The sequence below is a fragment of the Sphingobacterium sp. Mn56C genome (assembly GCF_049319645.1).
Taxonomy (GTDB): domain Bacteria; phylum Bacteroidota; class Bacteroidia; order Sphingobacteriales; family Sphingobacteriaceae; genus Sphingobacterium.
In genome coordinates this window covers 77,044-102,183 of sequence record NZ_JBMOUC010000005.1, presented here as the reverse complement: position 1 = coordinate 102,183, position 25,140 = coordinate 77,044, and the positions used below count along the sequence as shown (strand labels likewise).

The 25,140-nt window shown below is 40.3% G+C and carries 22 protein-coding genes; 13 read left to right on the top strand and 9 right to left on the bottom strand.

From position 1 onward, the window contains the following. Nucleotides 1–89 precede the first annotated feature (89 nt). Both ACL9RF_RS13270 and fsa read right to left on the bottom strand, forming a co-directional pair. The gene (locus tag ACL9RF_RS13270; RefSeq protein ID WP_422801118.1) at nucleotides 90–545 is read right to left on the bottom strand and encodes a Fur family transcriptional regulator; all 456 of its coding nucleotides are present in this window, start codon (nucleotides 543–545) and stop codon (nucleotides 90–92) included. 106 nt (nucleotides 546–651) lie between these two features. Next, nucleotides 652–1,311: a fructose-6-phosphate aldolase gene (fsa, locus tag ACL9RF_RS13265; protein ID WP_422801117.1), complete on the bottom strand. Its 660-nt coding sequence runs from the start codon at nucleotides 1,309–1,311 to the stop codon at nucleotides 652–654. A 122-nt stretch (nucleotides 1,312–1,433) separates the two neighbouring features. Here fsa and ACL9RF_RS13260 point away from each other — a divergent pair, with 122 nt between their 5' ends. Then, on the top strand, nucleotides 1,434–2,654 hold the full coding sequence (locus ACL9RF_RS13260) for an MFS transporter (protein WP_422801116.1): 1,221 nt from the start codon (nucleotides 1,434–1,436) through the stop codon (nucleotides 2,652–2,654). A 38-nt stretch (nucleotides 2,655–2,692) separates the two neighbouring features. On the opposite strand, the gene ispG is transcribed toward ACL9RF_RS13260, so the two are convergent. Together ispG and ACL9RF_RS13250 are read right to left on the bottom strand one after the other, a co-directional pair. Continuing rightward, nucleotides 2,693–4,696: a (E)-4-hydroxy-3-methylbut-2-enyl-diphosphate synthase gene (ispG, locus tag ACL9RF_RS13255; protein ID WP_422801115.1), complete on the bottom strand. Its 2,004-nt coding sequence runs from the start codon at nucleotides 4,694–4,696 to the stop codon at nucleotides 2,693–2,695. Nucleotides 4,697–4,726: 30 nt separating this feature from the next. Further along, nucleotides 4,727–5,635, bottom strand: a complete 909-nt coding sequence (locus ACL9RF_RS13250; RefSeq protein WP_422801114.1) for a LiaF transmembrane domain-containing protein — start codon at nucleotides 5,633–5,635, stop codon at nucleotides 4,727–4,729. Nucleotides 5,636–5,863: 228 nt separating this feature from the next. Here ACL9RF_RS13250 and ACL9RF_RS13245 point away from each other — a divergent pair, with 228 nt between their 5' ends. The 3 genes from ACL9RF_RS13245 (at nucleotide 5,864) to ACL9RF_RS13235 (ending at nucleotide 8,359) form a co-directional block, all read left to right on the top strand. Beyond that, nucleotides 5,864–6,598 (top strand): MlaE family ABC transporter permease, encoded by a 735-nt coding sequence (locus ACL9RF_RS13245; protein ID WP_422801113.1) that lies wholly within the window; start codon nucleotides 5,864–5,866, stop codon nucleotides 6,596–6,598. 12 nt (nucleotides 6,599–6,610) lie between these two features. Further along, nucleotides 6,611–7,366 carry an ABC transporter ATP-binding protein gene (locus ACL9RF_RS13240; RefSeq protein ID WP_422801112.1) on the top strand — a complete coding sequence of 252 codons (756 nt, stop codon included), beginning with the start codon at nucleotides 6,611–6,613 and terminating at the stop codon, nucleotides 7,364–7,366. 93 nt (nucleotides 7,367–7,459) lie between these two features. Beyond that, nucleotides 7,460–8,359: a class I SAM-dependent methyltransferase gene (locus tag ACL9RF_RS13235; RefSeq protein ID WP_422801111.1), complete on the top strand. Its 900-nt coding sequence runs from the start codon at nucleotides 7,460–7,462 to the stop codon at nucleotides 8,357–8,359. Nucleotides 8,360–8,457: 98 nt separating this feature from the next. On the opposite strand, the gene ACL9RF_RS13230 is transcribed toward ACL9RF_RS13235, so the two are convergent. The 4 genes from ACL9RF_RS13230 to ACL9RF_RS13215 all read right to left on the bottom strand — a co-directional run bounded on the left by ACL9RF_RS13230 (nucleotide 8,458) and on the right by ACL9RF_RS13215 (nucleotide 13,832). After that, nucleotides 8,458–10,248 (bottom strand): hypothetical protein, encoded by a 1,791-nt coding sequence (locus tag ACL9RF_RS13230; protein ID WP_422801110.1) that lies wholly within the window; start codon nucleotides 10,246–10,248, stop codon nucleotides 8,458–8,460. An 85-nt stretch (nucleotides 10,249–10,333) separates the two neighbouring features. Beyond that, nucleotides 10,334–11,179 carry a formyltetrahydrofolate deformylase gene (gene purU / locus ACL9RF_RS13225; RefSeq protein ID WP_422801109.1) on the bottom strand — a complete coding sequence of 282 codons (846 nt, stop codon included), beginning with the start codon at nucleotides 11,177–11,179 and terminating at the stop codon, nucleotides 10,334–10,336. Between the two features lie 91 nt (nucleotides 11,180–11,270). Further along, nucleotides 11,271–13,124 (bottom strand): DNA topoisomerase IV subunit B, encoded by a 1,854-nt coding sequence (locus ACL9RF_RS13220; RefSeq protein ID WP_422801108.1) that lies wholly within the window; start codon nucleotides 13,122–13,124, stop codon nucleotides 11,271–11,273. Between the two features lie 207 nt (nucleotides 13,125–13,331). Further along, on the bottom strand, nucleotides 13,332–13,832 hold the full coding sequence (locus ACL9RF_RS13215; RefSeq protein ID WP_422801107.1) for a phosphoheptose isomerase: 501 nt from the start codon (nucleotides 13,830–13,832) through the stop codon (nucleotides 13,332–13,334). 209 nt (nucleotides 13,833–14,041) lie between these two features. Here ACL9RF_RS13215 and ACL9RF_RS13210 point away from each other — a divergent pair, with 209 nt between their 5' ends. From ACL9RF_RS13210 to atpG, 9 genes are all read left to right on the top strand, one after another. Then, the gene (locus ACL9RF_RS13210) at nucleotides 14,042–16,249 is read left to right on the top strand and encodes a helix-turn-helix domain-containing protein (RefSeq protein ID WP_422801106.1); all 2,208 of its coding nucleotides are present in this window, start codon (nucleotides 14,042–14,044) and stop codon (nucleotides 16,247–16,249) included. Nucleotides 16,250–16,303: 54 nt separating this feature from the next. After that, on the top strand, nucleotides 16,304–16,531 hold the full coding sequence (locus tag ACL9RF_RS13205) for an AtpZ/AtpI family protein (RefSeq protein ID WP_422801105.1): 228 nt from the start codon (nucleotides 16,304–16,306) through the stop codon (nucleotides 16,529–16,531). Then, nucleotides 16,524–16,928, top strand: a complete 405-nt coding sequence (locus ACL9RF_RS13200; protein ID WP_422801104.1) for a hypothetical protein — start codon at nucleotides 16,524–16,526, stop codon at nucleotides 16,926–16,928. The genes ACL9RF_RS13205 and ACL9RF_RS13200 overlap by 8 nt, the downstream gene beginning before the upstream one ends. Before the next feature lie 91 nt (nucleotides 16,929–17,019). Continuing rightward, nucleotides 17,020–18,108, top strand: coding sequence for a F0F1 ATP synthase subunit A (gene atpB, locus ACL9RF_RS13195; RefSeq protein WP_422801103.1), 1,089 nt, complete (start codon nucleotides 17,020–17,022; stop codon nucleotides 18,106–18,108). A gap of 36 nt (nucleotides 18,109–18,144) precedes the next feature. Beyond that, on the top strand, nucleotides 18,145–18,333 hold the full coding sequence (atpE, locus tag ACL9RF_RS13190) for an ATP synthase F0 subunit C (RefSeq protein ID WP_028070619.1): 189 nt from the start codon (nucleotides 18,145–18,147) through the stop codon (nucleotides 18,331–18,333). Nucleotides 18,334–18,438: 105 nt separating this feature from the next. Further along, nucleotides 18,439–18,939, top strand: coding sequence for a F0F1 ATP synthase subunit B (locus ACL9RF_RS13185; protein ID WP_422801102.1), 501 nt, complete (start codon nucleotides 18,439–18,441; stop codon nucleotides 18,937–18,939). Between the two features lie 28 nt (nucleotides 18,940–18,967). Then, nucleotides 18,968–19,513: an ATP synthase F1 subunit delta gene (atpH, locus tag ACL9RF_RS13180; RefSeq protein WP_422801101.1), complete on the top strand. Its 546-nt coding sequence runs from the start codon at nucleotides 18,968–18,970 to the stop codon at nucleotides 19,511–19,513. A gap of 56 nt (nucleotides 19,514–19,569) precedes the next feature. Beyond that, nucleotides 19,570–21,144, top strand: a complete 1,575-nt coding sequence (atpA, locus tag ACL9RF_RS13175) for a F0F1 ATP synthase subunit alpha (protein WP_422801100.1) — start codon at nucleotides 19,570–19,572, stop codon at nucleotides 21,142–21,144. Nucleotides 21,145–21,211: 67 nt separating this feature from the next. After that, entirely contained in the window at nucleotides 21,212–22,090 is an 879-nt protein-coding gene (atpG, locus tag ACL9RF_RS13170; RefSeq protein WP_422801099.1) for an ATP synthase F1 subunit gamma, read from the top strand. A gap of 59 nt (nucleotides 22,091–22,149) precedes the next feature. Here the strand turns inward: atpG and ACL9RF_RS13165 are convergent, their stop codons facing one another. After that, nucleotides 22,150–25,119 carry a prolyl oligopeptidase family serine peptidase gene (locus tag ACL9RF_RS13165; RefSeq protein ID WP_422801098.1) on the bottom strand — a complete coding sequence of 990 codons (2,970 nt, stop codon included), beginning with the start codon at nucleotides 25,117–25,119 and terminating at the stop codon, nucleotides 22,150–22,152. Between the last annotated feature and the right edge of the window lie 21 nt (nucleotides 25,120–25,140).

The window sequence follows — 25,140 nt, the reverse complement described above, 5'->3', positions numbered from 1 at the left end:
GCATGGACCATATACCTTAACCTCTTTGGTTTAGGACATTTTTTTTGTGCCATTAAAATTTTAAGATATACCTAAACAGGGGAAACCATTTATTCCTGACACTTATCGCAGAGACCTACCACATTAATACCGATGGCATGTAGCGTAAAACGAGCGGGAAGATTAATTTTAGGGACTGCAATTTCGTCTAAACAGTACACCGAGTTGCATACCGAACAGATAAAATGCACATGCTGATCATGATGATGTTGAGCGGTACATTTCGGCGAACATATAGCATATGTTGCTGTACCATTAAGGTCGAAAACCTTATGTAAGATACCTTTTTCCTCAAAGCTTGCCAAGATGCGGTATAACGTTACCCGATCGATTTCTGTGCCTAAAATTTTTTCCAACTCGGGTTGAGAAATTGCAGAAGTCTTGGTTGATACAATATCCAATACACGTAAGCGAGGCTGGGTTATTTTAAGCCCATTTTTGCGCAGCAACGAATTAAAATCTTCGTTCGACACATCAATTTTTGCGGTATTTTCCTTCGTTTTCATAGCTACAAAAGTACTACTAATTAAATAAAGCTATACGCCAACAGCATACAACTATAAAAAACCTTAGGTATAGTTTTTTAACCTTTACCATACCTAAGGTTAATTTTTATTTTCCTGCTGCCTTAGCGTGATCTGCTAAGAACTGCGCTAAACCGCTATCTGTTAACGGGTGTTTTAATAAAGCAAGAATTGCAGAAAGAGGTCCAGTCATTACATCAGCACCAATTTTAGCACATCCTAAGATATGAGCGCTATTACGTACTGAAGCAGCTAAAATCTGTGTTGTAAAGCCATAGTTATCATAGATTAAACGAATTTCTTCGATTAAGCCCAATCCATCTACAGAAATATCATCTAAGCGGCCAATAAATGGAGATACATAAGTAGCACCAGCCTTAGCAGCCAATAAAGCCTGACCTGCAGAGAATACCAACGTACAGTTTGTACGGATACCTTTTTTGCTGAAGTATTTGATGGCTTTGATACCGTCTTTGATCATCGGAACTTTAACTACAATTTTGCTATCTAAAGCCGCTAAAGCTTCTCCTTCTTTAATGATGCTTTCGTAATCTGTAGATATTACTTCCGCACTTACATCACCGTCTACGATTTCGCAGATTGCTTTGTAGTGGTTGATTACTTGCTCATCGCCCGAGATTCCTTCCTTAGCCATTAAGCTAGGGTTTGTTGTTACACCATCTAAAACGCCCAAATCTTGAGCTTCTTTAATTTGAGCCAAATTGGCTGTGTCTATGAAAAATTTCATCTGTTTATTATTGATTGATTGTAATTTGCTAAGAAATAATAAAACCATCTTATATTTCGACTGTTACAAAAGTAGTTAATTCTTTACATTAAATTTGCCATCAAATATCGATATTACATTCTATGGATATATTTCGGTCCCTTCATTCCCCCAACTTTAGGCTACATACCATAGGGCAATCTATTTCATTATTAGGTACCTGGATGCAGCGAATAGCCATTAGCTGGCTGGTTTATAAATTAACAGATTCTGTATTTTGGTTGGGGTTTGTATCTTTTATTTCGCTATCGCCATCGTTGTTTTTATCGCCATTTATAGGCAGTTTTGTCGATGGCAGAAAAAAATATAAACTCGTCGTGGTTACCCAGATTCTTCTTATGCTTCAGGCAGGGGTACTCACGCTGGTGTTATATATGGGTTGGATTTCAGTATATTGGTTATGTGTTTTAGGCTTTGTTCAAGGCGTTATCAATGCCTTTGATGTGGTGTCGCGGCAAGCGCTATTGGTTTCTTTGGTAGACCATAAAAAAGACCTACCCAATGCAATTGCCTTAAACTCCTCGGTTTTTAATGCCGCACGTATGGTGGGCCCTGCAATAGGTGGGGTGCTGCTCAGTACCTACGGTGAACTGGCCTGTTTTGCATTAAATTTTTTAAGTTTTATTCCGGTATTATTTACGCTATCGCTGATGCGTGTAACAGAGAAAGCTCCGGAGCGCCTTACAGGAGCATCACCTATGCAAGGGCTGGTCGACGGGTTTAACTACCTCAAAAAATCGCCACATATAGCCTCCCTTATTATTATCATGACCTTCTCCAGCTTGTTTGTTATTCCCTACACCTCGCTGCTGCCCGCCGTGGCCAAGGATCTTTTTAAGGGCGATGAAACCACGTTTTCCTGGTTTGAAAGTGCAGCAGGTTTAGGTGCTATGATCGGTGCCATAAACATGGCCCGCCTGAAGGCGGGTGAAAATCTGCGCTACCGGGTAATGTTTGCCGCCTTTATTATGGGCCTGTCATTATTACTATTAGGCTTTGCACATTACCTGCTTTCGGCCTTATTATTCACCGTTGCCGTATCATTTTCGATGATGATGCAAAACTCCAGTATAAATACCTATATACAAACCCACGCGATGCCCGCGTATAGGGCACGAATTATGTCATACTATGTTATGGCCTTTCAAGGGGTTTTTCCGGTCGGGAGTTTATTGATTGGTTCGATCGCATCGGGTATTGGTGTACAATACACCTTGTATATTATGGGAGTCATCGGTATACTAATTGCCGTAGGTTTTTACATATACCTACGGCAACATATACACCGTCGACTGTTTGGTTGAAGGCTAAGGTTTAAGGGCTAAGGCTTAAGGCTTAAAGCTTAAAGGTCAGCCTCAATCCATCGACCATCAGTCTTAATAATATCGATCAGTTCATCAAGCGCGTTTACAGAGCTCACATTCTTTTTGACAACTTCTTTGCCCCTGTACAGGGTAATTTTATCCGGGCCTGCGCCTACATAACCGTAATCTGCATCGGCCATTTCTCCCGGGCCGTTTACAATACAACCCATAATACCAATCTTAAGCCCTTTGAGGTGGTTTGTACGGCTACGAATCATTTGTGTAGTATCTTGTAAATCAAATAACGTACGTCCGCAGCTTGGGCAAGAGATGTATTCGGTTTTGGAGATCCGCGAACGTGTTGCCTGAAGAATACCAAAAGAAATCGAGGTTAATTTATCCGTCGCAGTAGCGGGCGAATCAATCCATATGCCGCTGCCTAAACCGTCGACAAGTAAAGCCCCTAAATCGGTTGCTGCATAGAGTTGGATTTTGGATATCGGCTCTTCAGGGTTCATAATATCCCCTAAAGGCCCAGAAAAGTCCTCTTTTTTATAAGTCCTGCGTAGGATTACAGGATGGTCGATTCCCAGTTCCTGAAGGTTACCAAAAAACTGCCTTTGGTCGGCCATACCATGTACATGATCCGTTTCTAATAGAAAAACCACAGATGGAATAAGCTGCAGGTTATTGAAATCTTCTGTAGCAAGCTGATCGTTGCTGATACGCACCAGGTTCAGTACCGGGTCTTTGGTTGCTGCAGCATTGAATTCCGCTAATGTAAAAACAGGATGAATATTAGCCTTATGTATCAACGTAGCCCAAGTCGCATAGTTGTATAGCTGCTTTAAATTGCCGGGCATCGTAAAGGACGGCAAACTATCCCCTAGAAAGACAAAATCTACCGACTGCTCACCCATATGATATTTATCGTTTAAGGCATCGTACTTGTAACCTACGTCGGAGAGAACAAAAGGATCTTTTAAATTTCTGTGCGAGATATCTACGATAACACGTGGAACTAATGCACCGCCCACAAAGGTATTTACTTCTTTGGCATGATAGGCTGCGGTTGGCCCTTGCTGCTCCTGCAGTAGAAGAATAGATTCTTTCCGGTTTTCGCTGCTAATCTTCCGTTGGCTATACCGATTCACTAATGCTATAGCTACGGGCGCTTCCTTTTCAGGCTCTTCGGTAAGCGATACGCGTACGGTATCCCCCAAACCATCCTCCAAAAGGGTGCCGATACCTACGGCAGATTTTATACGACCATCTTCACCATCACCCGCTTCCGTTACCCCAAGGTGAAGCGGATAATTCATATTTTCGGCCTGCATACGCTCCACCAAAAGGCGGTAAGCCTGTACCATAACCTGAGGATTCGATGATTTCATGGACACCACGAGATTGTAGTAGCTCAAATCCTCACAAATACGAATAAACTCCATAGCCGACTCCACCATGCCCTCCGGCGTATCGCCATAGCGGCTCATAATACGGTCGGAAAGAGAGCCATGGTTGGTTCCGATACGCATGGCGGTACCATACTCTTTACATATATTTACCAGTGGGGCAAATTTCTTATAAATACGATCCAATTCTGCCTGGTAGGCAAGGTCTGTATAGTCAATCTGGTCAAATTTCTTTTTATCCGCATAGTTACCAGGGTTTATACGAACCTTTTCAATTAATCGGGCGGCAACTTCAGCAGCATTAGGCGTGAAATGAATATCGGCTACCAAAGGTACCTGATACCCTCTACTTCGTAGTTCCTTTTTTATATTCGCAAGGTTTTCCGCCTCTTTAATACTCGGTGCTGTGATACGTACATACGAACAACCCGCATCGACCATACGTATAGTTTGCTCTACCGAACCAATGGTATCCATGGTATCGACTGTGGTCATACTCTGAATACGTATGGGGTTATCGCCTCCCATAGGAATATCACCGATTTTTACCTCTCGGGTTTTAAATCTCGTATATTCCAGCTTCGAGTTGCAGTATACTCCGGGGAGTATATGTGTTTTATTTGCCTCCATAATTAGGGGCAAATTTAGGGATTTATACGATTAATATCTATTAATCTTAAATGAATTGGCAGCACCATCAATCTTGATCAGGTATTTCTGCGAGGCCGTATGGTAGTTTGCGGTTTGCTGTATTTTATCTTTTTTATTAAATCCTTCCAGATTTTTACTCGACAGAATCATATCGGTTTCAATTTGGCAGGCGGCATCTTTAGGGATGGCAATAACACAGCTCGATGCGGCACTATTTATTTCAATGGTCGACAGTGCTGCTTGTGGCATACCCAATTTCAGGTTTATGGATGCAGCACCGGCATTAATCTCCAGTTTATTAAATTTATGCTTCGATAGGTCGCCATTAAAACTTATTGCACCCATATTCATGGTCAGGGCCCATAATGGATTGCGGTTTAACGACAGAAGAACCTTGCTTTTTTTATCGTTATTATTTTTCGTTATGCCCGATAGCTCCAGCTGCGGCGAAATACTGTCGCCTTTAGATTCGAGTTTTAAACCCAAGCCCGGCGAATAGGAATGTCCTTCTAGGAGCTGATCGGTTGCTACAGAATCCAGCACAAAGGCCGTGCCCCCCATATTAATGGTTAAGGAAGCTTCTTTAATCGGGCTGGAATACGGTTTATTCACAAAAGATGCCGCATTTGTCGTGTCTTCGGCAATTCTCATCTGTATTACATTTTTGAAATTAAAGCGATCTTCTGTGGTTAATCCTTTAATAATGATAAACAGGCATAACACGATATTGATTACTCCCGTGATATAAAGACCATTTTTTCTATTTTGAAAAATGAAATTTACCCCCATCGATATAATCAAGAGTGGCCAGTAGGTTAGCAAAACCGAAAAATTGAAATCAATTACGTCAAAATTATGTAGTAGTGCTATTATACCGAAGGATATAAACCAAATTCCAGTTGCTATCTTGCTTTTCATATCGAATTAAATATAGTATATTCTTTTTAACATTGAGCCAAAGGTAGGATGGTTTTTGAAAATTGTACCTATTAAAAAGGCTATTCATGTATAAATTTCGGTAAACAATTCCCTTTCATCGGTGAAAGCCTGTAAGCATTTCGTAACTTAAGCAAACAAAAGCGTGTTTTTTGAGTTATTATTTTGTTTAAATATGTATTTTAGCGCAAACCGTATACATTTAATTATATGATATTTTATCATTTTGGAGAATATGTACTCTTATTAAAAAAAGTCTTTAAAAGACCAGAAAAGTGGAAAATCTACTGGCGGGAAACGGTGCATGAAATGACTGATATTGGCGTAGGTTCCTTAGGGCTTATTGTCATTATTTCAACCTTTATAGGTGCGGTTATGACCATGCAGATTGCCTTTCAGCTGGTATCCGACCTTATTCCCAGTTCTATTATTGGTCAAATTAACCGCGATTCAAATATTTTGGAGTTGGGACCTACCATATCTGCTTTGGTATTAATGGGGAAGGTAGGCTCATCAATTTCCTCTCAGATCGGTTCAATGCGGGTTACCGAGCAGATTGATGCCTTAGAAATCATGGGTATCAATGCCGCAGGATACTTGATTTTACCGAAGATAATCGCCGGTGTTATTATGGTGCCAGTCTTGGTAATTGTCGCCATATTTTGTGCCATAATTGGCGGATTAATTGGTGGTGCACTCTCGGGAGCGGTTACACCAAGCGATTATATTTTAGGTATACAGGATAGCTTTAATGGTTTTACAGTCACTGTGGCATTAGTGAAAGCTGTATTTTATGGTTTTATTATTACAACGGTGCCTGCACATAAAGGCTTTCATGTTCGTGGTGGTGCCTTGGAAGTAGGGCAGGCCGGTACACGGTCCGTTGTTATTGGCTGTATAGCCATCTTAGCCAGTGATTATGCCATTACTGCATTGATGCTTTAAGAAAAGAAATTCATGATTGAAATACAAAATATCCATAAATCATTCGGAGATAAAGATGTCTTAAAAGGCATTGATGCTATTTTTGAACCAGGTAAGGTTAGTTTGATTATCGGAGGTTCGGGATCGGGGAAAAGTACCTTGTTAAAATGTATCGTAGGCTTACATAATCCCAATCAAGGGCGTGTCTTTTTTAATAAAGAAGAATTTACGAAAATGGACTTTGAAGAAAAGGTGCCTATAAGAAAGGAAATAGGTATGCTTTTTCAAAATTCTGCTTTGTTTGATTCTATGACAGTTGAGCAGAATATTATTTTTACTTTAGATATGTTTTCGGATATGTCGGTAGAAGAAAAGAGAGATCGTGCTAACTTCTGTTTAGAACGTGTAAACCTCGTTAATACCAATAAATTATATCCTTCGGAATTATCCGGCGGAATGAAAAAAAGAGTAGGTATTGCACGCGCTATAAGCATGAGCCCGAAATATTTGTTCTGCGACGAACCGAATTCGGGTTTAGATCCAGCTACATCGATCCTCATCGACGAGCTTATTCAGGAGCTTACGGTGGAGTATCAATGTACTACCATTGTGGTAACACATGATATGAACTCCGTGATGGGTATAGGGGAATATATTATGTTTCTCTATCAAGGTGAAAAGTTCTGGGAGGGGTCTAACCAGGATATGTTACATTCCGATGTAAAAGAACTCAATGATTTTGTCTTTGCCAGTCCATTAATGCAGGCAGCAAAAAAAGTAATTAAATAGACTTATATCCTATACATTAGCTGCCTTGCAGGGCAGCTAATGTATTACCATATCCCATATTTTACGTACCTTTGCAAAAAAATTAAAGAAGCTTTGTCTACACAAACTAATATTCAACTATTAACGCCGCAACATTGGGAAGATTATGAACTAATCGATTGCGGTGACTTTGAAAAACTGGAACGTTTTGGCGATTTGATTTTAATGCGACCTGAGCCGCAGGCAGTTTGGCCTAAGGCATTAGGCGATGCAGAGTGGAATAAACGCCACCATATTAAATTCAAGGGGCGTTCGGCGACCAGCGGAGAGTGGGTTAAAAAAAATCCAAAAACGGCCGATCGTTGGTATATCAGCTATAAAAACAACGATGTTGCCATAAAATTTCGTTTGGGGTTAACATCCTTCAAACACGTTGGTATTTTTCCAGAACAAGCCGTAAACTGGGATTATATTTCTGAAAGTGTAAAATCGTTTAAAACGCCGAATCCTAAGGTATTGAATTTATTTGCTTATACGGGAGGAGCCTCTCTTATTGCACGTGCCTCGGGTGCCGACACCACACATGTAGACTCTATTAAGCAGGTGGTTACTTGGGCAAATGAAAACCAAGAGCTATCCGAAATTTCAAATATCCGCTGGATGGTGGAGGACGCGTTGAAGTTTGTAAAAAGAGAACTCAAGCGCGGTAATAAATATAACGGTATAATCTTAGATCCACCCGCTTACGGCCATGGTCCGAAAGGAGAGAAGTGGAAGCTGGAAGATCATATTATGGAGATGATGACCGATGTTGTACAGTTATTGGACCCTAAAGAGCACTTTTTAATCTTAAACACCTATTCTCTAGGCTTCTCGTCGGTTATTGTAGAAAACCTTATCCGCAGCGCTTTTCCACAGGTAGAAAACCTGGAAATTGGTGAACTATTTTTACAAGCAACAGCAGGGCCCAAACTGCCATTAGGCGTATTTGGGAAGTTTAGAAAATTCCAGTAGCAAGGCCTTATTAAATAAAACAAATAAAAGTACTTCCTATAAAATAAATAGCTGCTCGAAGGAGCAGCTATTTTCATTCCCTCTGTTTAGACAGGTTGTTAATCAATAGGTAGATAATTAGAAACAAGTTGCTGCTCGGCTTCGTCGAGCTGTTTTAAAAATATTTTTTCTTCAGCTTCCTCGCGGGCATATAAGGTGGGTGCCAGGTTTCTGTAATAGCCTATACCCTGTAACAAATGTGTCGTAAAACGATGCACGTATTTATCCTTCTTATCGTCCATTTGATGCCTGCTAATAGCTATAAATTTCTCTAAATGTTTTATATATAAGCGCAGCTCATTGATAAAGAGCGAGGGTCTTTCTACGTTATTTAATAAATCTGTACGCCCATAGATATGATCAACCATTTCTTGTAAGCTATATCTACGGTTAAAGAAAACAGTATTTGGACCCGGGCAGATGGCTACAGCGGGGTTTTCTTTAGGCTCCATAATTCCATATTTTAAATAGGCTGCGGTAGCCAAACCTTCACATAAGCAAGTTTTTTCAGTAACGGCATCAACCTGTTTTTGCTGCTCGGCAGCATCCAGTCCTAAGGCTTCAATCTCCTTAATTTTTTTATGCTGATATAAGCGGGATGCCGTACATATAGGTTCCCCGCCATATTCGGTATTTAAGATTAAGTATTTTTTTGTGCAGGGAGCTCCCGGCCGGCCGGCCTCAATGCGTGTTCGTCGGTGCTGCTCAGCTGTGCTTCCACTGAAATTATTAAAGGGTACGCCTAAAGGAGAAGATCCGCTGATATAAAAATCTTTAGCCTCGGCATTGGCCAGTGCATCTAAAGTGTTGTCGTCTACAGTTGTCGCTTCAGGAACCAGTAGAAACGGAGACCCCCAACCCGTTGCATCCAGCTGATAATAATCCAGCAAAAAAGAATGTTCATGATGGGTGCCAATACCGCCCTGAGCTGTAATTTTGATAGCAGGACAGTGTTTCAGTGTGATACCTTTTTGTTGTAAAGCTTGTCGATACAGGGTAAACAGCTCCTCCTTTAAGGCTGTCTTATGCTGTTTAAATTCTTCCAGGATGGGGCCGAGCAGAAAACCATCGGTAGCAAAAGCATGTCCACCACAGTTTAAACCCGATTCAATACGGTATTCGGCAATCCAGACCCCTTTCTTTGCTAAGTATTTTGCCTGTATTAATGCCGACCTATAATCGGAAACTTTTAATATGATCTGTTTGCTAAACTGGCCCTCCTCGTTCGGCAAAAATTGTGGCAGTTCACTTAGGTAATTGTACAGCCTTGGGTTCATGCCGGCAGATAATACCAAGGAAGCCTGAAGTTTGCTCTGTGCAAAACCACGTAAGGATGCCGAGGCATCTGAATAATTGTGTGCTAATGGGATCCCTTTACTGTCTGTATTTATTTTATCCACCTTGGACATAATATTTACATTGATATCGCCCGGTTGTATAAGTGTTCGTAATGTATTGGCCAGGCCAATCTTAATTTCCTTATTAGCTTCTTGTTTATAGGTATCATATACCGCCTTAATCTTCGATTGGTTGGGCAGTAAATCAAAAAACTTACGCCATTCTAAACAACGATCAAAATCTGCCGTCCGCAGTTTATGTACCTGTTCGCTAACAATATCATATACCAAATTTAAATAAGCCGTGATTCGGTTTGCACGGCTATCTAAATCCTTACTACTTATCGGGTTATATCCCTTATTGTATAAACTACTATAATACTTCCGGAGCCGCTCCATTAGCTCATCGTCGACCACGGAGATAACAGAAGATATGCCATATTGAGCCACTTTTAATGGGCTGTCTGCGGAGAAGGCTAAGCCTAAAACGGGAATGTGAAAGGTATGTATCATGCATTATTATTTCCACTGCAAATACCTTAATTTTTTCTGTTTAAAAAATAATGTGCCCTATCTAAATTAATGTTTTAAATCATATTTAAGCCTTGAAGACTATGGTCTTATTACCGTTCAGCATAACACGATCTTCCATCACCAACTGAATAGCTCGAATTAATACGGCTTTTTCAATTTCTTGTCCTGCGGTTTTCATTTTTAATACATCGTAACTATGGTCAACGTTTTTGGTGCTTTGCACAATAATAGGGCCTTCATCCAAATCGTTGGTTACAAAATGTGCCGTAGCACCAATGATTTTAACCCCTCTATCGTGTGCTTGTTTATAAGGGTTGGCACCGATAAATGCGGGTAAAAAAGAATGGTGTATATTGATAATTTTATGCTGAAACTGCTGTACGAAATTTGGCGATAGAATACGCATGAATTTGGCTAAAACAATATAGTCTGGCGCGTACTGGTTGATGCAATCGGTTAACTCCTGCTCAAACGTGGCTTTACTTTTATTTTCATGACTAATATAATGGTAAGGTATAGCAAACTTCGTTGTAAACTCCTTTAAGCCCTCATAATTACCAATTACAGTTACTACGTCAGCCGCTAAGGTACCGAAGTAATGGCGTACAAGAATGTCTGCCAGACAGTGGTGCTCTTTGGTCACTAGCACCGCAATACGTTTATTTCCCGATGGATTAAGGGCAATATGCGCCTGCGCAGGCAGGTTTATTTTTAGGTCATGAAATAAAGATTCAGCAGATTTCGGTTGGCCCGTGCACACCACGCGAACGAAGAATTTTTCATTTTCCTGATCTACATATTCGCGCATGGTAATAATATTCAATGCATGCTGAGCTACAACTTGAGAAATGCGGGAAACTAATCCTACTGCATCTTTACATTGGATAAGAATTAAAGTCTGTTGATTCATTTCAGATGGCTTAGGTGATGTATGTTTTTAAAGGTTTTTTTAGGTTATGAAGGTAGAAAAATGGTCTCTGGCATATACCAGAGACCATTTTTTATTTGTCAACCGTAGAAAGCTCTTCTTCGAGATCAATTTCTACCCGGAGATTATCTACGATATGTCGTTGCCTATCGGGGGTATTTTTGCCCATATAGTATTCTAACAGCTGTTTTAATTTGTTTTCTTTGGAAAGAAAAACAGGCTCCAGACGCATGTCTTCCCCGATAAAAAGACCAAACTCGGAAGGAGATATTTCTCCCAGTCCTTTAAATCGGGTTATTTCAGGTTTTGAACCTAATTTTGCTATAGCACGCTGACGTTCTTCGTCGGAATAACAATAGATGGTTTCCTTCTTATTACGAACCCGGAATAAAGGCGTTTGTAAAATGGAAACATGCCCAGCTTTTACCAAATCTGGAAAAAACTGTAAAAAGAAAGTCATTAGCAACAGGCGGATATGCATACCATCCACATCGGCATCCGTAGCGATTACAATATTGTTGTAGCGCAAGCCATCCAAACCATCTTCAATGTTTAAGGCATGCTGTAAGAGGTTAAATTCTTCATTTTCGTATACAATCTTTTTCGTTAACCCAAAACAGTTTAGGGGTTTACCTTTTAAACTGAATACCGCTTGTGTTTGCACATCCCGCGATTTGGTGATCGATCCGGATGCTGAATCTCCCTCGGTAATAAAAAGTGTTGTTTCCTGATTACGTTCATGCTTATCGCCAAAATGAACTTTACAATCGCGAAGCTTCCGGTTGTGTAAGGATGCCTTCTTCGCACGTTCATTGGCTAGTTTTTTTATTCCCGCAATATCTTTACGCTCACGTTCCGACTGCATAATTCGTTTTAACAACGCATCTGCTGTTGCCGAATCTTTATGCAGGTAGTCGTCGAGTGCTTTCTTTACAAAGTCGTTAATAAAGGTACGTATGGTAGGTCCTTCGGGGCCTACACTCTGCGATCCTAATTTAGTCTTTGTCTGGGATTCAAACACAGGCTCTTGAACTTTTATGGCTATAGCACCGATAATTGAAGCCCGTATATCCGAAGCTTCAAAATCTTTTTTGTAAAATTCACGCACCGTTTTTACTACAGCCTCGCGGAAGGTAGCCTGGTGGGTTCCCCCTTGCGTAGTATGTTGCCCGTTTACAAAGGAGTAGTACTCCTCGCCGTATTGCTGACCGTGGGTCATGGCAATCTCTATATCCTCTCCTTTAAGGTGAATAATAGGATAGCGCATGTTCTCGGTATCTATATTTCTTTCCAACAGGTCTTTTAGACCATTTTCCGAGATAAATTTCTGCCCGTTAAAGTTTATCGTTAAGCCCGAGTTTAGGAATACATAATTCCAGATCATTTTTTCAACGAACTCTATACGGTATTTATAATGCTTAAAGATGCTTTCGTCTGGGTAAAATGTGACGGCAGTACCGTTGCGTTGGGTGGTATCTTTCTGTTCGTCTGAGACCAGTTCGCCTTTACTAAACTGTGCGATACGTGTCGTACCTTGACGATACGATTGTACCATAAAATTTGTTGAAAGGGCGTTTACAGCTTTGGTACCAACACCATTTAAACCTACAGATTTTTGGAAGGCCTTGCTGTCGTATTTTCCGCCCGTATTAATTTTAGAAACCACATCAACTACCGAACCGATAGGGATACCACGGCCATAATCGCGAACAGCAACTTTGTTTTCATTAACCGTAATATCGATTGTTTTTCCTGCGCCCATGACAAACTCATCAATGGAGTTATCTACCACTTCTTTCAATAAGACGTAAATACCATCGTCATATGCTGAACCGTCGCCTAATTTACCGATATACATACCCGGACGCAGACGGATATGTTCTTTCCAATCGAGCGAGCGTATGCTATCTTCGTTATATGTAGTCATATATGCACTTAATATAAGGTTGACGCAAAAATATAAAATTTTTAATGAAATATGGAGCATCTCGGCGGCTAGTATTTTACGCCATAGCAGCCCTAAACGAATCCGTATCCGAATGGAGGCTCGTTTACGGTTGAATATATGGTTTTAGGTGCCACAAAACAAATAGGAGCTGCAGGTTTAAAACTGCAGCTCCTGTACAAGGTGTTTTTATCGACCAAAGTCGTCTTGAACACGTACAATATCATCTTCATCTGAAGGGTTGCTGGCGTCGGTATGCTGCCATATTTCGGCTACTACACCATAGTCGCCCAGGCCTATAAGACGGTGGCGCTCGCCTTGGATTAGCCGAATAGTATCGCCTTCTTTAAGGTTTTTAAGTTCGTGCTCTTCGTCGTTTGAGCTCGTTACAACACCGACCTCACCCTGAATTACGCGCCAAATCTCGGCACGGCGGTGGTGGTACTGCCAAGATAATCTTTTGTTGGGAGATACAACTAAAATTTTGGGACTTAATTTGCCGGATATTTTAAGATCCTGAACATTTAGTCCCTCAAAAAATTGATTGGCAAACTCTTGTGCCTGCTCTTCGTTAATCACAAAGAAACCTCCCCAAGGTCTATTTTGATCGGTAGCTTCAATAGTAAAACCTTTTTCGGTAATAAGCTTTTCTATTTCGCTGAATAAGGTGCTCTTATCAATATATGTCATAATGGTATTTAAATTTCAATATGAAGATAAGGCTTATCGATGAAATAACATAAGAAAAACAAATAATTATTGCGTTTAATGTCTACTAAAAGGATTTTTCTAGTTGCGGAGGGCCTCGTTATTTCGGAGTAAATAAGGAATTACCTTTTTGGTTTTAGGGTTGCACATATATCTTCTTATCTTTGTGGGATAGATAAAATAGATAAATAATGGTCGATAATTCCAACAGTGTTTTTTTGCAAGCATACTCTTTTATAAACCAAACCAATCAGAATCTTTTTCTAACCGGAAAGGCGGGGACAGGTAAAACTACCTTTTTGAAATATATAAAGGAGCATTGCTATAAAAAAATGGCCGTTACAGCACCCACAGGTGTGGCCGCCATGAATGCTGGTGGCACTACCTTACATGGTTTATTTTGGTTGCCCTTCGGTACCTTTATTGAAGACTACCCGCTGCGTTGGGACGAGACGGATACGCATATTTATAACAAAAGCAGGTTGTTTAGTACGATAAAGTTAACCAAGCAACGGCGGGCAATTCTGCAAGAGCTGGAACTTTTAATTATCGATGAGGTTTCTATGGTGCGGGCAGATACATTGGATGCTATCGATGTGATTTTGAAATCTGTACGTCGGGATATGCGACCTTTTGGGGGCTTGCAGGTACTTTTTATTGGCGATTTATACCAGCTGCCTCCGGTTGTACGCGACCATGAATGGCAGGTGCTGCGGCACCACTATTCAAGTCCGTTTTTCTTTGATGCCAAGGTGCTGCGGGAAACGGCGTTGGTAAAGTTAGAGTTACAACATATCTATCGGCAGAAAGATGAAAATTTTATCCATATTCTGAATAATATTCGTAACAATCAATGTACAAGTGCAGATTTAGCGGCATTAAATACTCACTATAAGCCTAATTTTGAACCCCCTGCCAATGAGCAGTATATTGTGCTTACCTCGCACAATAAACTTGCCGAACAGATCAATCAAGAGGAGTTGCAGAAGCTTAAAGGTAGCGTGCATAATGTGAAGGCTGTGGTGAAAGATGATTTTCAGCAGAGTTCATTTCCTACGGAAGAAACGTTGGCGATAAAGCTGGGGGCGCAGGTAATGTTTATTAAAAATGATGTCGGCGAGGATCGAAAGTACTTTAATGGAAAAATTGGTGTGGTAAAAGCTTTGAATCTCGATAAAAATCAGATTGTTGTGGGCTTTAAGGACGGTTCGGATGATGTGGTTGTAAAACGGGAAACTTGGGAGAATATAAAATACGATTATAATAAGGGCGAGGACAAGATTGAAGAGAAGGTATTGGGTACATTTTCGCAGTTTCCATTACGTTTGGCATGGGCCATTACCATTCATAAAAGTCAAGGTTTGACCTTTGATAAGGCTATTGTGGATGCAGGAACATCGTTTGCTGCCGGACAGGTGTATGTGGCGTTAAGTAGGCTTACCGGTTTAGAGGGCTTGGTGTTGCGGTCTATGGTGCCTCCACATGCTATACGTACGGATCAGCAGGTGGTTACCTTTATGCAGCAGATGATGGAAGATGAGGAAGCTATTGATGTTTTAAAACAATGCCAGCGTACTTTCCTGGGGCAGATATTATTACAGAGTTTTCGCTGGACAGCCTTGACGGATTCGGTGCAGGAAATTGCGCAGAGCTTACCGGATAGAAATATTGATAATAAGGTTGGTGTGGAAGTATTTTTTGCTCAACTGCAGCAGCGATGCAAACAACAGGAGGCTGTGGCGCATAAATTTGTAAGCCAGTTGTATCAAATGCTCGCAGATCCAAAACATGTGGATTACGAAAAAATCTGTGCGCGTACTGAATCGGCAGTAAATTGGTTTTTACCTAAAATGGAGCTGGAGCTTATTGCGGCTACAGAAGGCCATATTGCCGATTGGCAGGTGCGTAAACGTACCAAAAAGTATATTCAAGAAATGAAATCTCTGTTGTTGGATTTTAAGCGTAAGCTTGAAGCCTTAAAACATTGTCTTACCATTGCACAAGCGCTGACAAGTGATGAGAAATTGGAGCATATTGTGATACGAAATGCCCAGGTGAAGGATAACTCTATACAGCAAGCGTCTAGCGATGATGATAAAGAAAAAGATACCAAACAGGTGACCTTGGATATGTATCAGGATGGTTTGGATATTAAAACAATAGCCCAGAAGCGGGGGATGGTAGAGGGTACGATTTATGGCCACCTTATTCATTTTGTCGGTACCGAAGTGGAGGCGGATGAGTTGATAGATGCCCCGAAACTTCATCGTATTTTGGAGGTTTTAAGCCAGCATGAGGGTAAATCATCTTCTGAAATTAAAATGCTGCTGGGCGATGACTTCTCGTATCCCGATATTAAAATCGGCCAGAAAGTTTTAGAAACAAAGAAAGCGGATTAGTGTCATCGTAATCTCATTATAATCTGCTATATTTGCAGTCCTTAAAAATGTCGCTTGAAGGATAAGAAAACAAATAATAAGCTAAATAAATGGATTGTATTCACATCCATGCCCTTTCAAATGGGGGCAACTATTTATTTGTTTTTCTGGTTTGGATCTTGGATGGATCAAAAATTTGAGGTGGAGGAAGGCTGGTGGACGAAGGGGCTGACGATGTTGGGGGTGGTGGCTTCGCTTTATCAATTTATTCGACAGGCGAATCGAATTAGTAAAAATGAGTAATTATCTGAAGTATATTTTAATGCTAATTGTGGTAGCTGTAGCTTCGTTTGCTGCACATTACCTGCTGTCGAATGCCTTAGGACAGGAGAACCTCTGGGCGTTGTCTGGTTATACCTTATGGGGTTTGTATGGCTTTGGCTTTGCAGCATCTTTTGTGGTGCTGGTATTGATTCTTTTAGCACAATGGGCTATGCCTAAAAACTTAGGTTTGATATTTCTGGGTGTAATGACACTCAAGGCCATAGCCAGTTATATATTTATCCAAAATGGATTGGGTAAATTTGATACCAAATTTTTAGAATATAACTTTTTAGTGGTGTTTTTTATCTTCTTATTTTTTGATGTTTTTGTGGCTTTTAAGGCACTTAATCAGGAAGATACAAATGTTGGAAGCTAATTTTATAAAAAGTTTCCACAAAAGGATAATTAATGCCAAATAAAATTGTATTTTTGCGCAAAATTTTTACATTATTCAATAGTAATCTAAAATGGTGAATCTTAAGAGAGCACTTTTATTTCTTACAGTAATTTTCTTTGCTGTTAACCCTTTTAACTTGAAAGCTGCGGAAGAAGTGCATGAACATGCCGAAAAAACGCAAGCTGAAGAAATCAATGCGTATGCTGAACATCACTTACAGGATGATCATTATTTCTCGTTGTTTACAGATAAAAAAGCAGGTGTGCATTATGGTTTTCCATTGCCTGTTATTTTAATTGACGGTGGTTTGAAAGTTTTTTCTTCAGGCGAATTTCACCATGGTGAAGCTATCGTTGAAAAAGGTGGTACGTACTATAAATTGTACCACGGTAAAATTTATAAAACTGATGTTGCTGGAACGTTGACCTATGATGATCATGGGCATCCTACAAATGCGAAACCTCTGGATTTCTCTATCACAAAAAATGTGGTAGGTTTATTCTTAGCAACATTCTTGTTGTTCTGGGGTTTCTTATCGTTGGCTAAGACTTATAAAAAGGGAGCTAACAACCTACCTAAAGGTATGGGCCGCGTACTGGAACCATTGGTGCTGTATGTGCGCGATGAAATGGCTGTGCCGAATATTGGTCACCGTTACAAAGAGTTTATGCCGTACTTATTGTCGGTATTCTTCTTAATTTTTACATTAAACATTTTGGGTTTAACACCGCTAGGTTTTAACGTTACAGGAAATATCACAGTGACCTTATGTTTGGCCTTGTTTACCTTCGTTATTACCAATGTTAAAGGAAATAAAGACTATTGGAAACATATCTTCTGGATGCCGGGTGTGCCTGTGCCTTTCAAGTTTGTCTTGGCGCCAATCGAGGTGTTGGGAATGTTTACGAAGCCGTTCTCTTTAATGTTACGTTTGTTTGCCAACATTACGGCAGGTCACTCCGTAGTGATGGGTTTAATTGCTATTGTTTATTTGTTCCAACAGCAGTTAACGGTACCAGGTAGTATTGGTGTATCCATGGTGTTAACGTTAATCTTGTTCTTCTTGGAGTTATTGGTTGCTTTCTTACAGGCCTTTATCTTCACCATGTTGTCATCCCTATTTATCGGTATGGCAGTAGAGGAGCATACACATCACTAATCAGAATTTTTTGTTAAATTTTATAAATTAATTATTATGTACAACTTAATTGGAGCAGGTTTAATCGTAATCGGTGCAGGTTTAGGTTTAGGTAAAATCGGTGGTTCTGCAATGGAAGCTATCGCACGTCAGCCTGAAGCAGCATCTAAAATTCAAACTGCGATGATCATCATTGGTGCCCTAGTAGAAGGTTTAGCATTCGGTGCTTTAATCTTAGGTAAATAAGCCAAGTTGATTAAAAAGTACAAAACATAGACTTGCAACGGTTGGTTGCAAGTCATGTTTTAACAAAAAAAGAAATTTAAAATTAATACCTTATAACTTATATAAATGGAAGCATTAATTAATCAGTTCTCGTATGGTTTGTTCTTTTGGCAACTTATCATTTTATTGATTGTTATCTTAATCTTAGGAAAATTTGCCTGGAAACCTATTGTAAATGCTTTAGAAGAACGCGAGCAAGGTATCTCTGATGCGTTGGCTTCTGCAGAGAAAGCGAAATTGGAGATGGCACGTTTAACAAATGAAAACGAACATCTTTTAAAACAGGCCCGTGAAGAGCGTGATATTATCTTGAAAGAGGCGAAAGATTTGAAAGATAAAATCGTTGCTGAAGCAAAATCTGTAGCGCAAGCGGAAGGTGCGAAATTGATCGAAAATGCAAAACGTGAAATTGAAGACCAAAAGTTAAAAGCTTTAGCTGAGGTAAAAAACCAGGTTTCTTCTTTATCTTTAGATATTGCACGTAAAGTATTAACCAAAGAGTTTGAAGACCAAGGAAAACAAGAGGCTTTAGTGTCTGACTTGTTGAAAGACGTGAAATTAAACTAATTGGATCCTCAAATTTAAAGCATACTATATGTCAGTATTTAAAGTCGCTTCACGATATGCTAAATCTTTGCTGGATTTGGCTAATGAGCAAGGAAATTTGGAGGCAGTAAAAGAAGATATCGAGCAGGTTGCTGCCGTTATCAAAGCTAGCACTGAATTACAAGCTGTATTGCAAAACCCTATTATCAAAACAGATAAAAAACAAGCTATCTTGGCTGCATTATTTGGCGGTAAGGTAAGACCGGAAGTTATCGGTTTCTTTGATATTATGGTTCGCAAAGGACGTAGCGCGTTGGTATATGCTACCGCAGTCGAGTTTGTTCGTGAATACAATGAGTTAAAAGGTATTGTGAAAGCAGAGGTTATTTCTGCAAGCCCATTATCGGATAAAAACTTGCAAGAATTGGGCAATGCTATTGCACAACAGATTCAAGCGAGTATCTTGTTGACGAATAAAGTAGATAAGTCGCTTATCGGCGGTTTTGTAATCAAAGTTGGCGATAAACAATTAGACTCCAGTATTGCTGGTAAACTAAACAAGTTAGAAAGACATTTCGTAAACCAAGGTGTATAACCGAAGCGGTTTACTGTTAAAAATAATAGAATCTAAAACCCCTTATACAAAGTAAAATGATAGAGGTAAGACCAGATGAAGTTTCGGCAATTCTTAGAGAGCAATTGTCAGGCTTTAAGTCAGAAGCCGAATTAGAAGAAGTAGGTACCGTTCTACAAGTTGGTGACGGTATTGCTCGCGTTTACGGCTTAACAAAAGTTCAATCCGGTGAGTTGGTGGAGTTTGCCAATGGATTACAAGGTATCGTATTAAACTTAGAAGAAGACAACGTGGGTGTTGTACTTTTAGGCCCTTCTGATGAGATCAAAGAAGGGGATACCATTAAGCGTACAAACCGTATCGCATCTATTAAAGTAGGTGAAGGTATGTTGGGTCGTGTTGTTAATACTTTAGGCCAACCTATCGATGGTAAAGGACCTATCGCTGGCGAGACGTATGAGATGCCTATCGAGCGTAAAGCGCCGGGTGTTCTTTTCCGTCAACCTGTAAATGAACCATTACAAACAGGTATCAAAGCTATCGACGCTATGATTCCAGTGGGTCGTGGCCAACGTGAGTTAGTAATCGGTGACCGTCAGACTGGTAAAACAGCGGTTTGTATCGATACTATCATCAACCAAAAAGAATTCTACGATGCGGGACATCCCGTATTTTGTATCTATGTTGCTGTAGGTCAAAAGAACTCTACTGTAGCAAATATCGTTCGTGTATTGGAAGAAAATGGTGCTATGGCTTATACCGTTGTAGTTTCTGCTTCTGCTGCCGAACCTGCTCCACTTCAATTCTACGCGCCAATGGCGGGTGCTGCGATCGGAGAGTTTTTCCGCGATACAGGTCGTCCGGCATTGATCGTATACGATGACTTGTCTAAACAAGCGGTGGCATACCGTGAGGTGTCTTTATTATTAAAACGTCCTCCAGGCCGTGAGGCATACCCTGGTGACGTATTTTACTTGCACAGCCGTTTATTAGAGCGTGCAGCAAAAATCAACAGTTCAGATGATATCGCGCGCAACATGAACGATTTACCTGATTCTATCAAGCATTTGGTAAAAGGTGGTGGTTCATTAACGGCACTTCCTATTATCGAAACACAAGCAGGTGACGTTTCCGCGTATATCCCTACCAATGTAATTTCTATTACTGATGGTCAGATATTCTTAGAGTCGAACTTGTTTAACGCGGGTATCCGTCCAGCAATTAACGTAGGTATCTCGGTATCTCGTGTGGGTGGTAATGCGCAAATCAAATCGATGAAGAAAGTTGCGGGTACATTGAAATTAGATCAGGCACAGTACCGTGAACTGGAGGCTTTCGCCAAATTTGGTTCTGACTTAGATGCGGCTACAAAAGCAGTATTAGATAAAGGTGTTCGTAACGTTGAAATCTTGAAACAAGGTCAGTTCTCACCAGTGGCGGTAGAAAAGCAAGTTGCTATTATCTATATCGGTACAAAAGGATTGTTGCGCAATGTTCCAGTGAACCAGGTAAGACAGTTCGAAGAGGAGTACTTGACGCAGTTAGAGCAACGCCATCCGGAGGTATTATCAGCTTTAAAAGCGGGTAAATTCTCGGATGAGTTAACTGATGTTTTAGAAAAAGTAGCTAAAGAATTAGCTTCTAAATATTAATTAGACAAAGGATATGAGATGTAGACCTCGCGTCTACATCTCATAAACTATGTTCTAGAATTTCGTTATGGCAAATTTAAAAGAAGTAAGAAACCGGATTACATCGGTTACATCGACGCAGCAGATTACCAAAGCTATGAAAATGGTATCGGCAGCGAAATTAAAACGTGCAACCAATGCGATTGTGCAGTTGCGCCCTTATGCCAATAAATTAAGAGATATTCTAGCTCAAGTTTCTGCCTCTGTAGAAGGAAATGATTCACCATATACACAAGACCGTATTCCTACAAATGTATTGGTTGTTGTGATTACATCAAATAGAGGTTTGGCAGGGGCATTTAATGCCAATGCAATTAAGACCGCTAATAATTTGATTTTTAACAAATATGCTGAACAACATGCACGTGGTAACCTTAGTATTATTGCTATTGGTAAACGTGGTCAAGAGTTCTTCGCTAAGCGGAATTTTAACGTTATTGGTAATCATAATGAATTATTCAATAACCTAGACTTTGAAAATGTGTCTAAGGTTACCGAATATATTATGAATGAGTTTAAGGTTGGTAATATTGATCGTGTGGAAGTGGTATACAACCAATTCCGTAATGCGGCAGTTCAGATCTTAACTTCGGAGCAATTATTACCTCTATTGCCGGAAGAAAAAGACGAGAATGTGGCGGAGTTAGATTATATTATTGAACCTTCAAAAGAAAAGATTATTGAAGAGTTGATTCCTAAGGCAATCAAAATTCAATTGTATAAGGCCGTATTAGATTCTAATGCTTCTGAGCATGGCGCAAGGATGACAGCAATGGATAAAGCGACTGAAAACGCTGGGGATTTAATCCGTTCCTTAAAGCTATCGTACAACCAGGCGCGTCAAGCAGCAATTACAACCGAGCTTACCGAGATTGTATCCGGTGCAGCAGCGTTGTCCAATGGCTAAGTATAAAATATAAAAAAAGCGGCGTTCGTATTTCGAACGCCGCTTTTTTTATGCCTGCACTAGAAGGCTCTTTCTTCTAGGTGTTTTTCCATATCGATGTAATCAATTCCCTTCGACCACCAGCTAGGCGCGGGTTTACCTTTAAGATAATGGTCAAAATATTCCATCATACGTACGGCATAGTCTTTACGATTTACCTCCTTCATCAGGCCATGATTTTCGCCATTGTAGGTAAGCATTACTACAGGCTTGTTAAGCCTTCTAAGGCCATTAAAGTATTCTATACCCTGGGTATAATCTACAGCACCATCTTTGTCGTTATGCAATATGACAAGTGGTGTATTTACTTTTTTAATATGGTAAATTGGTGAGTTACGCACATAAGCGTCCCAGTTGTCCCAATATCCTGTTGTTAAACGGCCTTGGCTAGACTCGAAAATACTTTGGTTTGTAGAACCGGAATTCCAATAAATCAAGGAGTACATGGAAATCATATTCGTTAGTGGAGCCCCAGCAACGGCAGCTTTAAAAATATCCGTTTGCGTAATTAAAAAGGAGGTTTGATAGCCGCCCCATGAATGGCCATGAATGGCCACATTTTTAGCATCTACAATACCCGTGGCTATAGCGGCCTTCACCGCAGGCACCACACAGGCTACAGCCGATAAGCCGGGGTCATTTAATTTGTATTTAATGTCGGGCATTAACACGGCATAGCCATTGCTGGTATAAAGCGCACGGTTAAAACCTCCGCCCGGAAAAGCAGGCTGACTATAGCTGTTTTTGTCTTGTGTTAATCGTTCGTAGATATATGTTATGGTCGGGTAAGCCTGTCCTTCCACATAATTGGCTGGTAAATATAAAGTCGCCTGTAAGGTATCACCATGTGCGCTGACGTAGGTCAGTAATTTCACGCCTGCCGATAGCGTATACTTTTCGTTTTCCTGCTGTGCCGGTGTTAGCTTGCTTTCGTTTTTTAAAAACCGGTCTGTACTTATGTAATAGGCAGGTTCTTGTACGCTGCTCTCTTGTGTATAGAAAAAAGCAGCTGCATTTTTAACCTTATTTATCGGACTGATGTTTATATCATCCAGCTTAACAATCTGTAAGGTTTTGGCATTAGCCGGTAGAATGGCGACACCTTTTTGTTTGTTTTTATCGTTGAAGATCGTAAAGTATTGATCTTTTTTTAAGTCTATAAAATCGTCGTCTTCATAAATTTTATTAGGATACAAGGCCATAATCTGTTGATCTTTCCAGTTGCCGGTCAATGCCGAGAAAGACTTGCCATCTGTGGCAACTTTCCATAGGTCGTAGTTATCTTTTAACAGCACATACTTACCGTCGCTGGTGAAACCGAAATTTGGTATACCGGGCTTACTGACGTTGGTATCGGTATAAGGATGGATAAATGAACCGGGGATATTTTTGCTGATATTCGTAGTAACTAAAGTCTTGGTATCCAACACAAAATAGGCGCCATCGCTATAGTACAGTAAATTATCGCCATTTGGCGAAAAGGTAAGGCCGCTCGATAGGGCATTAAGGTACAACTTTTTTAACGCCAATGTACGTTTCCCAGTTTTCACATCCAGCAGGTAAACATCCGCATAACGCTGTCCGTCGAGGCTTGATTCATACTCATACGCGGTGAAGTCTAAGCCATAACCTATACTTTGGTCTGGCGACAAGGCAATGGATTTTATGCTGCTATCGGCGAGTGATGTAAATGTATTGGTCGACACATTCCATACGCTCATAACGTTAAAGTTTTTGTCGCGCTGTAATTGCGTGCGCTGCATCGATTGTAAACGTTTATCCTGCCAGTTCCAGATAATCATATCGGGTTTTTCTAAATCCTTTTTGTTTACGGCAGGGTTAGCTTTGATTGATGCATTATGGTTAGGTTTAGTGCCGGCAATACTATCGGTTGCGCTTCCGTTTTTGGCAGCAGCAATTTTTAATGTAACCGAATCGGGTAGGGAGGAAGTTTTGCGCAGCGTACTATCCTTGGCTAAATTATCAATTTTCTTCTCCGCATTTACTGGAGTTTCATTTTTTTCGATTTTCGCCACTCCAAAAAAGATATGGTTTAAATCTTTGCTCCAGTAAGGGTTTGAAAACTCACTGATACCGTAGCCTGCAGTTATCTGATTTTCATCTAAACCGCTATACACAAAAACATCTGCCGTACTACCTTGGATATTTTTAACAGCAATTAAAGTAAATACCGGGCTTTTAAACTGCTTATCTTTTTTTGATTTTACCAAGGCAAAAGCATTGCCCTCTTTATTCCAAGTTATCTTGGCAAAAGTAGCCTTATCATTTTGTAAAGCCGTGGTAAGGCCCGTTTTAAGGTCCATCAGAAAAACGCCATTGCCATTAGCACCGTTTGCATCCACAGTATACGCTAAATACTGTCCGCTTTTATTAAACTTATAATCACTTACATTGCCCAGGTTAAAGCTTTTTTTGCTGTACATGTTATAAAGCAATAAATCTGTACCCTTACCGGCATCCTCCGGCCGTGGCAGCATGGGCGATGCGGGTAAGGCATCAAAGCGGATGGCCAGCCATTGGCTGTTGTCGTTAGAGAAATCGAAAGACTGCACCTTATCGAAGGTCACCGAAGCCGTATCTTTAAGGGCTACAAGGCGCAATTTTTTACTGCTCGGGCGTCTTGCTTTTTCATTTGCCTTCACATCTTTAAATGCTGGTGACTCGAAAAAACCAATATACTTGCTATCGTTATTAAATTTTATCAGGCTTACCTGGCCACCAATTTTATAGGTATAATGTAAGCTGTCTGCTGTTTTTTTTAAGGTTAAGCTAAGATCTCCCTCTGTAGGTCCGGAGATATAGGCAAACCACTTTCCATCCGCAGAAGGCTGCGCGGTATTCATTCGGTTGAAATGCCAGGAAGGGATATCTTGCCAGCTTAACGGCTGTGTGTTTTTTACTGCATCCTGCGCCTGTGGCATAAGCCAAGCCAGTTGTAACGCTAAAAATAAAAAAGTTTTTCTTTGCATGCGATAAATTAGATTATGCTA